Raw genomic sequence first — 12,607 nt, 5'->3', positions numbered from 1 at the left:
TTTCAGGGCGACGACTTCCAGGTGACACTGGCCGTCATGTCGTAAGCAGGTGTCAGTGACCGGCCTGCCCGGTCTCTGTGCCGCCGTCGGGCACCCGCACCATGCCCTCCTGTGCCACCGTGGCAACCAGCTCGCCCGCCCGGTTGTAGATCTTGCCGAGCGCCAGGCCGCGTGCACCGGACGCACTCGGGGAATGCTGCACGTAAAGGAGCCAATCGTCCACCCGCACCGGGCGGTGCCACCACATCGCGTGATCGAGGCTTGCAACACTCATCCCTGGGTGAATCCAGGTCAGCCCGTGGGGACGGAGGATGGATTCCAGCAGCGTGTAGTCGCTGGCGTAGGCTAGCGCGGCCTGATGCGTGCCGGAGTTTCCCGGCATCGGGCCGAAGGTCTTCATCCACACTGCATTCACCGGTTCTCGGGAGCCGTTGTTCTGCACATACAGCGGGGATTCGATGTGCCGGATGTCGAAGGGACGGTCGTAGGCCCAGGCCTTTGCGACGGGATGATCGAACCCGCCCAGGAGGTCAGCCGTGGAGGGCAGCGACTCAGGATCCGGAAGTCCGGTGGGCATCGGTTCCTGATGCGTTACGCCGTCGTCCGGCTGCTGGAATGAGGCGATCATCGACAGGATGGGCACGCCACCCTGGTAGGCATGTACCCTGCGCGCAGAGAACGAACGCCCGTCACGCAGCCGCTGAACTCCGAAGGTGATGGGAAGGTCTGCTGCTCCCGCCCGCAGGAAGTAGGCATGCATGGAATGAACGAACCTGTGCGATTCAACGGTCCGAATGGCAGCGATCAGGGCCTGCGCCAGTACTTGTCCGCCGAACACGCGCTTTCCGGGCTGCCGAACCGGCGTTGCCACGAAGATTTCCTCGTCTGTCTGTGCACCGGCCGCGCTGTCAAGGTCCAGCAGGCTGACAAGGGTGGCAGTAGGATCCTGCAGGGGTTCGGCAGACATGGTGCTTGGCTCCTTGAAGTGTGTGGCGCGGAGGCGGGACGTCCGGACCCGTAGGTTCCGGTCGCGGACGAAAACAGAACTGACCTTAGACCGGGATCGCCTGCCGTCTCAACCGGCGAATGGAAGCCGGCGCCGCCCAGGTGAGAGGATTGCAGCATGCCCGGATCCTCCACCCTTGCCCGAGAACTCACGTTTGCCGAGCCGCAGGTGGTGTCGGACCTTCGAACCTATGTGGGGCGGGCCCGCGCCGCACAGGACGGTGCCGTGCGCCTGCAGGCCGAGGGTCGGGTCCTGGCTGCCTACGTCTCGATCCTTGCTCCGCGCATCCTCGGAGAGGGTACGCCCACCGTGCTGGGGCTGAGGACCATGCCATTGGCGGAGCCCGCGCGGCTCGATACTACTGTTGGGCTGGCTTCCGTGTCGGACCGCCTGGCACGGATGGGGGAGCACGACGTCGTACTTCCGGTCCCGCCTACAACCGTCACCGAGAACTGGGCCGGGGTACTGCCACCGCGCTCGGGATGGACCCCGGCGGGTACGGTGGGCACTGATTCATTGCTGGCCGCTGCGTCCGACGGAATCCGCGAGGTAGCCCAGACGGTTCCGAACAGTCCCGGAGCCATCGTGGTCAACAATGCACGGGGCGTCATCTGGGCCAGGCCTATCGATGGTGCTCCAGCCGGTTTGCCTGCTGGCGCAGCATTTGGCGCCTACGCTCTGGGTTTCCTTGCGCCCGAGCAGGACGCGCAGGTGCTCACGAACGGCCGGTGGACGCGGCTCAGCACAGCGGGCGGTCACGTCCTGGTTCGGCAGGCCGCGGTTCTGTAGGCCGGAGTAACCAGCGCGGACCAGACGGAAGTGGCGCCTCAGGCGGAATTGACCATGGAATGGGCTGCGCGCTCCAGGTAGTCCCACAGCGTCGCCTCATGCAAGGGCGACAGCGCAAGGGCATCAACGGCGTCGCGCATATGTGCCAGCCAGCGGTCGCGCGCCGCAGGTGTCACCTGGAACGGCTGGTGCCGCATCCGCAGTCGCGGATGTCCGCGCTGCTCGCTGTAGGTCTTGGGGCCACCCCAGTACTGCTCGAGGAACAACAGCAGTCGCTCCTTCGCCGGGCCTAGGTCTTCCTCCGGATACATCGGGCGAAGGAGATCGTCGGTGGCCACGCCGTCGTAGAAAACGTCGACCAGGCGTACGAATGTCTGGTGCCCGCCGATTGCCTCGTAGAAGTTGTCGGTGTAGGAAGGCTGGTCGAAGCGGGGGCCGACCGGAGTCAGCCGCGCGATCGGCTCACCGAATCGGGACGGAATGGGAATCGATCCCGGTGTCTCACTGCTCATGGGGCTTTTCTGTCTTCTCGTTGTCGCTTGCGGGGGCAATGTAGTTTCCCTGGGACCTGTTGCCTACCTTCATGATGTCACCGTTGCGGATGTACCAGATTGCCCCGTTCTCATCGACCAGGCGGGTAATCCGCAGACCGACTGACTGTACGACGCCGACCGTATCGCCGACCTCGATGACGTCGCCGATACCGTACTGGTCCTCAATGGTGATGAAGAAGCCGAGGAAAGCGTCCCGGATCACCTCCCGCGCGCCGAAGCTGATCGCGATGCCCACAATGCCGACACTGGCGAGGATCGGGGCGATATTGACCCCGAGCTGTTCAATGGCGGTCATGATGGCGATGATTGCGATGGTGACGCCCGCTGTGCTGGTCAGAAGCGCTCCGATTGTCTCGGCCCGCTGGACACGGCGTTTGTGGTCGAGCGTCCGCAGGACCGGCTGGGCCCACCGGAAGTGCGGCTTCCTGAACATTTCATAGCCGTTCTGCACGCGCTGCACCATACGGTTGATCAGCACGCGCAGTATCAGCCACAGGAAAAGCGCCGCCAGCAGGATCAGGGCTGCGGCAAGGATATTGCCGCCGTATCCGAGCTGGTCGAAAAACTGCATGGAGATGCCTTTCAGTCACGCCAAGGAGCTGCCCTGCACGGGGGTGCTTGGGCGCAGCTCAACATTACCGTGGCGGAAAAGCTCCTCAGGCACTCATGCCCGAGCCGGCAGCGAGCTCCTCTGCGGATCCCGCCGCTGCGTTTCTGGCGACGTGGACCACCGGCTCGTGCAGCACGGGGAAGTTCACTGATCGTCCGATGAAGCAGGCCGCTGCCGCCTCGTGGTGAATCGACTGAGCCAAATGCCTGGCGGTGGCATCGGTGATGGTCACATGGGGCCTGAGCGTTACGCTGACAAACTCTCCGCTACCGTCCGGATTCAATCGCATGGTTCCTTCGGCCGCGTCTTCGTAGGAGGTGACGTTGACGCCGTGCTTCACCGCCATGTGAAGGTAGGAGAGCATGTGACACTGAGACAGCGCGGCAAGGAGAAGCTGCTCCGGGTTCCACCGCTCAGCACTGCCGTGGAACGTCGGGTCTGCCGAGCCCGGGATCATGGGAACACCGGACGATGTGACCTCATGGTCACGACTGTACGCGCGATAGTGCGAGGTGCCCTCGCCCCGGTTCCCCGTCCATACGACGTCGACCCTGTAGTTGTGCTCGGAGAGGTTCATGAGCATAAATTACACCCGTTGCCCCGGCCGTAAGGGGCCGGGGCAACGGATGCCTGTCAGCGGTCGGCGGCCTGCGCCCTGAGAGCCCGGGCCACGCCGTCACGGTTCTCCAGCGTCAGTCGGCGGAGGGACGCGAGATCGTCCTCCAGGGTGGCGAGGAAGGCGTCGGTCGCATCGATCGTTGCCTGCGAGGTCAGGCGTGAGGGATAGAGACCCACGATGATCTGCTGAGCGATCTCGTGCGTGCGGGTTGCCCACACTTCCTTGGCCGCGCTGAAGTACTTCTCGGCGAACGGTTCCAGCAGGGCGGTGTCATGCGCCCGGGTGAACCCGGCGATCGCCGAGCGCTGGGCGGCGTTCGGCATATCGGAACGTTCGACGATCGCTGCCCATGCCTCGGCCTTTGCCTCCGGGGTGGGGATGGCGGCCTTTGCCTGGGCTGCGGCGAGGGCGCCTGTCGCTGTCGCGTCCCGTTCAAGTTCGGCGTCGATGTCGGACTGGAACTTGCGTCCGCCCACCACCAGGGATGTGAGCAGTTCCCACCGAAGGTCCGCGTCCACGGACAGACCCTCAGGCACGCTTGAGCCGTCCAGGATTCCCTGCACCGCGTCGAGCTGTTCATCCGTCTGTGCATGCACGGCAAAAGCCTTCACAAACTGGAGTTGTGAATCCGACCCGGCCTCCGCTGCCTGCGCGAGTTCCCACAGACTGTCCGCGGCCGCGATTTCCATGGGCCGCTGATCGTCCGGCCGCACGTAGTAGGTGAGTGTCGTGGCGAGCTGACGCAGCAGCACCAGCACCACCGAGGAATCCGACTCCGAATCAATGTTCTGCAGGATGAGCTCGACGTAATCGCGCGCAGGAGTCTCGCCATCGCGAGCGGCGTCCCATGCGGAAGCCCAGACAAGTGTCCGCGGGAGGGATTCGGCGAAGTGCTTCAGGTGACGGGTTGCGGTGCGCTGCGAGCGCTCATCAAGGCGGATCTTCGCGTAGGCGAGATCATCATCATTCAGGAGGACAAGATCGGGGCGGGGGAGACTGACCAGTTCTGCCACGTCCGTCCGCTCGCCGGCTACGTCGAGCTCCACGCGATGGGAGCGCTCGAGCTGTCCGCTGTCGGTGAGTGAGTAGAAACCGATGGCCAGCCGGTGCGAACGGATTGTCGGGTAGTCAGCGACCGCGGACTGCAGGACGGAGAACGAGGTGATGACGCCGTCGTCGTCGTAGTCGATTGCAGGCCGCAGGGTGTTCACCCCGGCGGTCTCCAGCCACTGCGCGGACCATTCCTTAAGGTCGCGCCCGCTCGCCTTCTCAAGTTCGGTCAGCAGGTCCGAAAGCTCGGTGTTCGACCAGGCGTGCTTGCCGAAGTACTCGCGGACGCCCTCCATGAACTTGTCTTGTCCAACCCAGGCAACAAGCTGTTTCAGGACCGAGGCGCCCTTGGCGTAGGTGATGCCGTCGAAGTTGACCTGCACGTCCTCAAGGTCGTTGATGGGCGCCACGATCGGGTGCGTCGAGGGAAGCTGGTCCTGCCGGTAGGCCCATGCCTTCTCGAGCGAGGCGAAGGTGGTCCACGACTGGGTGAACTTAGTAGCCTCGGCCGATGCCAGCGTGGACATGAACTCAGCGAAGGACTCGTTGAGCCAGAGGTCGTTCCACCACCGCATGGTCACCAGGTCGCCGAACCACATGTGGGCCAGCTCGTGCAGGATCGTGATGGCGCGCCGCTCGATCGTTGCCTCGGTCACGCGGGAGCGGAAGACGTAGCTCTCAAGGAAGGTCACCGCACCGGCGTTTTCCATGGCGCCTGCGTTGAACTCGGGGACGAAAAGCTGATCGTACTTCTCGAACGGGTAGGGCGTTCCGAACTGCGCCTCGAAGAATTCGAATCCCTGCCGGGTCAGTTCGAAAACGTTCTCCGCGTCCAGGTATTGCATCAGGGACTTGCGCGCGAACACGCCGAGCGGGATGGTCCGGCCGTCGGAGCTCGTCAGCTCGCTCCGCACCGACTGGTAGGGCCCGGCGATCAGCGCGGTCACGTAGGAGGAGAGCCGGGGCGTCGGCTCGAAGGCCCAGGTGGAGCGCGCGCCGCCGTCCTCGGCAGAACCAGCATCGACAGGATCAGGGGTGGGGGAGTTGGAGATGACGTCCCAGTGCGACGGCGCGGTGACCGTGAAGCGGAAGGTGGCCTTGAGATCGGGCTGCTCGAAAACGGCGAAGACCCGACGCGAATCAGGTACCTCGAACTGTGTATAGAGGTAGACCTCGTTATCCACGGGATCAACGAAGCGGTGCAGTCCCTCGCCCGTGTTCATGTACAGCATGTCGGCATCGACCACGAGTTCGTTGGAGGCAGCAAGGTTATCGAGCCGGATCCGTACCCCGTCAGCCACGTCAGCAACATCGAGGTCCACTCCATTGAGCGTGACCCGATGGACGGTCTCCGTCACAGCGTCGATGAAGGTGGACGAACCCTGCTCCGCGTCGAAGGACACGACCGTGGTGGAGCGAAACACGCTAGAACCGCGGGTCAAATCAAGGTTGATGGCGTAGCTGTGGACGCTGACTGTTGCCGCGCGCTGGCGAGCTTCGTCCCGCGTCAGGTTCATGCCTGGCAAGGTGATGCCTCCGTGGGTGGAGATGGTGACAAGCCGCGCGATGGCGCGGTGTGACTCACCTTACGCAGAACAACGTGCCTTCACCATTCGGGCGGGTGTACGTGCCCACATCCAGCTGAGAGCACAAAATCGTGAAGCCCCGAAAGGCTCAACCTGTTCCCAAGGTCCGCTTCCTACCGTTGCACCAGCACGACAGTCGTGCCGCTGCCACACCCGGAGCGGCGTGCCGACGCCGCTGTCCGACTTCATAGGAGTGTGAACATGTCCCCGAGATGGAGCACCGCACGAGTTACGGCGATTGCATCCGCCCTCGCAATCGGCGGCAGCGCGTTCGTCGCGACGCCGGCGCTCGCAGACGGTGGCGACGCCGACGCTTCGGCGCTCGCCATGAAGCTGTCCCTGGAACTGGTGAAAACGCCTCTGCTGGAGGTGGACGCCGTCGCAGGTTCCGAGAGCCCGCCCGGTGAACAGGTCATTCCCGACCTGGCGGCGTACCTTGGCGAGTTGAAGGGGGCAGGGGCATCGGGTTCGTCGACACTGACAACCGTCTCGGACGAAAGCGGCACGAGCAGTTCCGCCGTCGTGGACAAACTGTCTGTCTCGGTGCTCGGCGTCGAAGCTGTCGCAGCTGAACAGGTCTCCGCAACCGCGCAATGCCTCCCAGGCGCCCTCCCGACGGGCGAAACGAGCGCACAGGCAGTCGAGGTCCTTGGGAAACCTCTCGACCTGGCAACCGTTCCCGTGGAGGGCGAGCAGGTGACTGCCGCTGCAACCATTCCGGGGATGACCAGCGCTGAACTGGTAGCAAAGGTCCGGCCCGGCAGCGTGAGCGCCAACGCGTCCACCGCGGACGCGGTCGGCATGTCGGTGAACCTGACCCTGAAGGGAACAGTTCCCGAGGTGGGCGCGGTAGCCTCGATCTGGCTGGGAAGCATCGTTGTCGGCGAAGCCGGTTGTGAGCATCAGGAGGACCCGGGCGCTCCAGCGCTCACGGAACTGCTTCCTGCTGAAGGACTTACCACCGGTGGTGACACCATCACACTGAAGGGTAGCGGCTTCACCGCAGACACCACGGTGGAGGTCGGCGGCGAAAAGGCAACCGACGTCGTCGTGGTTTCCGGCAGCGAGTTGACCTTTGTCACGCCGCCCGGCGCCGTCGGTTCAGCAGCAGTTACCGTGACGACGCCCTCGGGCCGCAGCGGTGAACTCGCTTTCTCGTACGTTGAGCCTGCGCCGGAGGAGCCGGTCGTCGAGGCGATTGATCCGGACGAGACCGTTGCAACGGGCGGTGAGGAGATCCACATCTTCGGCTCCGGTTTCGTTCGGGACCGGACGAGCGTCACCATCGGTACGACGACGGTCTCGCCCTCGAACGTCGAGGTTCCCAACAGCGGCATGCTCGTTCTTCGGGCACCTGCCCAGGCTGCGGGCGTCGTTCCGCTGAGTGTGACCACACCGGTTGGCACCAGCGGCACGATGGACCTCACTTACCTGCCGGCCGGGGCCCCGCCGGTGATTACCTCCATCTCCCCGGACACCGGTCCGATCGAGGGCGGTGGCACGATCACATTGAAGGGCACCGGTTTCGTTCCGAACGGAACCATGGTGACGATGGGCTCAGCCTCCTTCCTTGACGACGACGTCACGGTCGTCTCGGATACGGAACTGTCCTTCCTGGCTCCCCCCGACGTTGAAGGGGAGGTTAGCGTCGACGTCACCACCGTTTCGGGAACCTCCAATCCGGTCGTATACAACTACGTCGCAACTACACCACCGCCGACGGGCGGTATCGACGGCCACGACTTCGACGGCGACGGGAACGTGGACGTGCTCGCTCGCGACCGGAACGGCGGGTTGTGGCTGTACCCGGGTAACGGTGCTGGCGGCTGGCTGAAGAAAGTCCAGGTTGGTACTGGTTGGAACACGATGAACAGCATGTTCGGCCCCGGTGACTTCAACGGCGACGAGAAGGCGGACGTGATCGCCCGGGATTCCCGAGGAGGACTCTGGCTGTACCCGGGTAACGGGGCCGGCGGGTGGTTGAAGAAGGTCCAGGTTGGTACCGGCTGGAACTCGATGAACAGCATCGTTGGCCCGGGTGACTTCAACGGAGACACCAACGTGGACGTCCTTGCCCGGGATCAGGACGGCAGATTGTGGCTGTTCACCGGTAACGGTGCAGGCGGCTGGCTGAAGAAGTCCCAGGTCGGATCAGGCTGGCAGACGATGAACAGTATCTTCGGCCCAGGCGACTTCAACGGCGATGGAAGCGTGGATGTGATGGCCCGGGACCGGAACGGCGGACTATGGCTGTATCCCGGCAACGGTGCCGGCGGGTGGCTGAAGAGGGTCCAGGCGGGTACCGGGTGGAACTCGATGAACAGCATCGTGGGCCCCGGCGACTTCGACGGCGACAACAACGTCGACGTGCTGGCTCGGGACCGGAACGGCGGGTTGTGGCTGTTCACCGGTAACGGTGCCGGCGGCTGGCTGAAGAAGACTCAGGCCGGATCCGGTTGGAACACGATGACCAGCATCTTCTAGCAGCGGCATAGAACGAAGGCCTCCTCGCCACAGCGCGGCAGGGGAGGCCTTCGTCCTGTCCACGCACCTCAAGGTATTCGCAGGCTCCACTCGAAAGAGTTGGTTTCGGGTAACAACTGGTTGCCCCCTTCCACGAAGCAGCTCATCGAGCGATTCGCACAATCCAGGGAGAAATCATGAAATCGAACGGTTCACAGGGTCTGGCGCGGGGAGTATCGCGTCCGGGCAGGATCTGGAAGGGTACGGGCATCGCTGCTTCAGCGGTGGTCTTGATGTCCTCCTTTGGTCCGCTGCCCATGGCAGGGGCTGTAGGTGCGCTGTCGCCGGCGGTCGTGCTGCCGGCAGCGGTCGCAACCGGTATGCAGGGGAGCGTCGGCCCGGTCAACCCGGACACCGGTTATCCGTACTGGTACGAGGACAAGACCGGTCTTCGGCTCGAGCTGTGCATCGACCAAGCCACGGTATGCCCGGTGGTCGGTGAAGCCTACAATCCGGCATTGCCGCTCGAGATGCCAACGAACTTCCCGGAAGAGTCGTTCTGGTGGTCCGGCGAGGCGTCGCTGGCCCTGCCCAACGGTGAAGAGGCACGCCTCATCATGGCCACGGAAGCTGCCTTCGGAGGCGTCGGCGATGTCGTGCAGGGTCAGCAGAACGCCTTCGCTCGCATGCGTATCCGGTTCGAGGGGGCGCAGGCAGGTGCTACCTACACGGCAACCACCCCGTACGGAGTCTTCGAGGTTACGGCAGATGAGGACGGGCGTGTCCGATTCACCGAAGACCTCGGCTGCCTGCAGCAGCCCTGTGACTGGACGGAACCGCTCGAAGGCAAGGTGGGGCCGTTCCTGCGTTGGGACGCAGGCGCTCCCGCAGGGTCGATCGGGGATCCCAATGTCGAACACACAGTGACCGGAAGCCCGACCGGGACCAACTTCTTCAGCATTGAAGGCCCGGGCATCCCCCGGACTGAGACAGATCTCTTCGCAGTGCAGGGCAAGATTGCCACGGTGCGCGCCGGCGTGGACAAGCCCGGCGGAATCTACCGGGACCCCACCACGGTCAACATCCAGGCGTCGTTCCCCGACGAGGCGAAAATCGTCTACACGACCGACGGCAGCGATCCGGTGGTCGCCGAGGACGGCACCGTAGGCGTGGGCGCCAAAGTATGGGAGCCATCCGAAGGCGACGCCGACGTCGCTCCCGTACTGCTCGACCAGCCGGGCACTACCCAGCTCAAGTACATGGCGGTCAGCCTGACGGATCCGTCCCAGAGGTCGGAGATCAAGAGCGAAACGTACATACTGGATGCCACCAGCCCATGGATCAGCGCAACGCCGGATCCCGCTGCGCCATCGTATGCGGGACCTCAGCAGGTAACCCTCACGGGCACCACCCAGTCGGGTAACACCCCTGACATTTACTACACGGTGGACGGCTCCGAGCCAACCTACGACGACCAGGGCGCAACCGGTTCAACCTTCGAGTACAGCGACCCGTTCACCGTCGGAAGCACAACCACCATCCGTGCAGTGTCCGTTGACGGGTCCGGCAACGCAGGCGAGATCCGGGACTTCAAGTACGTCATTCACAACCTGAAGGCTGTTGGGCCTGTAAGCACGGACCACGGCTTCCCGGAATGGCTTGAGGACAACAACAACGTGCAGCTGCAACTCTGCCTGGAGGATCCGCTGTGCCCAATCGTCGAGGAACTTCCGAACCCGACTGAACCACGATCCTTCCCTGATAACTTCGCAGGTGAGTCTTTCTGGTGGGCCTCGGAAGCGGCCATCAACGTCGACGGCGAAGACGTCCGGCTGGGCCTCGCTCTCGAAGCCGCTTTCACCGGGGAGGGGGCTGCTCCCGGAGATCAGGTCGCTTTCGGCCGCATCCGCGTTCGGGGAGACGACGTGTTCGAGTTCGGTTCCACCTACGAGATAACGCATCCGTACGGCAGGTTCCAGGTCGTAGCCGACGACACGGGCAGCCTTCGCTACACCGAAGACCTGGGCAGCATGAACGGCAACGGAGACTTCAGCCCGTTGCTGGAGTCAAAGATAGGTCCGTTCCTGCGGTGGACTCAGGGCGCTCCCGCGGGCTACCTCGGCGATGGGTCGACACCGCACGAGGTGACCGGCAGCCCTTACAACACGAACTTCTTCAGAATCGAGAAGGTGCTCGACACCCGCGGCGAGCCTGTCACCGGGGCTGCACGCACGGTGGGCGAGACAAATCAGTTCGTCGTCCAGGGCAAGACCGTGAATGCCACGCCGCCAGAGGCTCCCACGGCTCAGGCAGACATCGTGGGCGGTGCTTTCAACACCCCGCAGACGGTTGCGCTCACCTCGAACCCGGCAGGGCTGCCGATCTTCTTCACGACGGACGGCACCGATCCCGACATTGAGGATGGCGTTCAGTACGCCGAGCCCATCACCATCACTGCCGACACGGTCCTGAAGTTCGTTGCAGTCAATCAGGGAGTGCCCTCGCCGATCGTCACGGAAACCTACACGATCGACACTGTGGCGCCGGAGCTGACCACCACCACCCCGGGCGGAATATTCACCGCTGCGACGACGGCGACACTCGCCGCGACCGAGGGCGCGGCCATCCGCTTCACCACGGACGGCAGTGAACCCACCGTGAACAGCACCCTGTTCACTGGGCCCATCGACATCACTGAGACGACGACGCTCCGTGCAATCGCCATTGACGCTGCAGGTAACGTCAGCGCCCTCGGCGAGTGGAAATTCACCATCGATGCTCCTGCTGCACCGCCGGCGGGAGTCGGAGGACACGACTTCTCCGGCGACGGAAACGCCGACGTGCTGGCACGGGACGCCTCCGGGCGGCTCTGGCTCTACCCCACAGACGGCGCCGGGGTATGGCAGACACGGGTCCAGGTCGGGACCGGTTGGAGCACCATGAGCAACATCTTCACTCCGGGTGATTTCGACGGTGACAACAATGCGGACATTCTCGCCCGGGACCGCCAGGGCCGGCTGTGGCTCTACGCGGGTGACGGCGACAGCGGTTGGCTGAAGAAGGTTCAGGTCGGTACCGGCTGGAGCACGATGAGCGACATCTTCGGTCCGGGTGATTTCGACGGCGATACCAACGTTGACGTTATGGCGAAGGACCGCTTGGGCCGGCTGTGGCTCTACACGGGTAACGGTTCCGGCGGCTGGCTGAAGAAGGCTCAGGTCGGTACCGGCTGGAGCACGATGAGCAACATTTTCGGTCCGGGCGATTTCGACGGCGACACCAACGTTGACGTTATGGCGAAGGACCGCCAGGGCAGGCTGTGGCTCTACACGGGTAACGGTTCCGGTGGATGGCTGAAGAAGGCTCAGGTCGGTACCGGCTGGAACTCGATGAGCAACATTTTCGGTCCGGGCGATTTCGACGGCGACACCAACGTCGATGTCCTGGCGAAGGACCGCTCGGGCAGGCTGTGGCTCTACACGGGTAACGGTTCCGGTGGATGGCTGAAGAAGGCTCAGGTGGGCACCGGCTGGAGGACCATGAACACCATCTTCTAGCCCCAAGGCTCTCCAGCTCCAACAGAGAGAAGGCCTCCCCTGTCGTAAACGGCAGGGGAGGCCTTCCTTGTGTCCTCGAATACGACATGCCTTCACCTCTCGTTGGGCCTTCCCCTATGCGCCGGCGAAGACCCTGTCACCTGGTGGTGCCTGGGACGCCACATGGACGCACCGGTGGTTGTAGAGGGGGCCCCCGCCGTCGTGCTCGATCCACCAAGCGGCATGAGTGCTGGTAGATGGACCGGCCCGAGGTCTTGTGATGGCCTCGCACCCCTAATGTCCTATTCATCGAGCGGCGCCCCGGCGGACGGGAAACTCGTTGGAACCCGCATCACGACGGAGGATACGAGGTGCCAAGGGCTCCGTTCCGAGC

At 63.9% G+C, this 12,607-nt stretch carries 8 protein-coding genes; 3 read left to right on the top strand and 5 right to left on the bottom strand.

Annotation, left to right across the window (positions count from 1 at the left end):
* Nucleotides 1-52: 52 nt before the first annotated feature.
* The gene (locus GC088_RS08475; protein ID WP_323958578.1) at nt 53-967 is read right to left on the bottom strand and encodes an acyl-CoA thioesterase; all 915 of its coding nucleotides are present in this window, start codon (nt 965-967) and stop codon (nt 53-55) included.
* Between the two features lie 156 nt (nt 968-1,123).
* On the opposite strand from GC088_RS08475, the gene GC088_RS08470 reads away from it, so the two are divergent.
* Complete coding sequence (locus GC088_RS08470) at nt 1,124-1,795, top strand: DUF8185 domain-containing protein (RefSeq protein ID WP_323958577.1); 672 nt, start codon at nt 1,124-1,126, stop codon at nt 1,793-1,795.
* A gap of 38 nt (nt 1,796-1,833) precedes the next feature.
* Here GC088_RS08470 and GC088_RS08465 read toward each other — a convergent pair whose 3' ends face one another.
* The 4 genes from GC088_RS08465 to pepN all read right to left on the bottom strand — a co-directional run bounded on the left by GC088_RS08465 (nt 1,834) and on the right by pepN (nt 6,145).
* Entirely contained in the window at nt 1,834-2,307 is a 474-nt protein-coding gene (locus GC088_RS08465) for a globin (RefSeq protein WP_323958576.1), read from the bottom strand.
* The gene (locus tag GC088_RS08460; protein ID WP_323958575.1) at nt 2,297-2,920 is read right to left on the bottom strand and encodes a mechanosensitive ion channel family protein; all 624 of its coding nucleotides are present in this window, start codon (nt 2,918-2,920) and stop codon (nt 2,297-2,299) included. The genes GC088_RS08465 and GC088_RS08460 overlap by 11 nt, the downstream gene beginning before the upstream one ends.
* An 85-nt stretch (nt 2,921-3,005) precedes the next feature.
* The gene (locus GC088_RS08455; RefSeq protein WP_323958574.1) at nt 3,006-3,536 is read right to left on the bottom strand and encodes an OsmC family protein; all 531 of its coding nucleotides are present in this window, start codon (nt 3,534-3,536) and stop codon (nt 3,006-3,008) included.
* Nucleotides 3,537-3,592: 56 nt separating this feature from the next.
* Nucleotides 3,593-6,145: an aminopeptidase N gene (gene pepN, locus GC088_RS08450; RefSeq protein WP_323958573.1), complete on the bottom strand. Its 2,553-nt coding sequence runs from the start codon at nt 6,143-6,145 to the stop codon at nt 3,593-3,595.
* A gap of 270 nt (nt 6,146-6,415) precedes the next feature.
* Here pepN and GC088_RS08445 point away from each other — a divergent pair, with 270 nt between their 5' ends.
* Both GC088_RS08445 and GC088_RS08440 read left to right on the top strand, forming a co-directional pair.
* Nucleotides 6,416-8,698 (top strand): IPT/TIG domain-containing protein, encoded by a 2,283-nt coding sequence (locus tag GC088_RS08445; RefSeq protein ID WP_323958572.1) that lies wholly within the window; start codon nt 6,416-6,418, stop codon nt 8,696-8,698.
* A gap of 176 nt (nt 8,699-8,874) precedes the next feature.
* Nucleotides 8,875-12,234 (top strand): chitobiase/beta-hexosaminidase C-terminal domain-containing protein, encoded by a 3,360-nt coding sequence (locus GC088_RS08440; RefSeq protein ID WP_323958571.1) that lies wholly within the window; start codon nt 8,875-8,877, stop codon nt 12,232-12,234.
* Nucleotides 12,235-12,607: the final 373 nt, after the last annotated feature.

This window comes from Arthrobacter sp. JZ12 (assembly GCF_035189165.1).
Taxonomy (GTDB): Bacteria; Actinomycetota; Actinomycetes; order Actinomycetales; family Micrococcaceae; genus Arthrobacter_D.
Note: the sequence above shows the minus strand (reverse complement) of the source record. Positions and strands in the feature narration are given on the sequence as shown.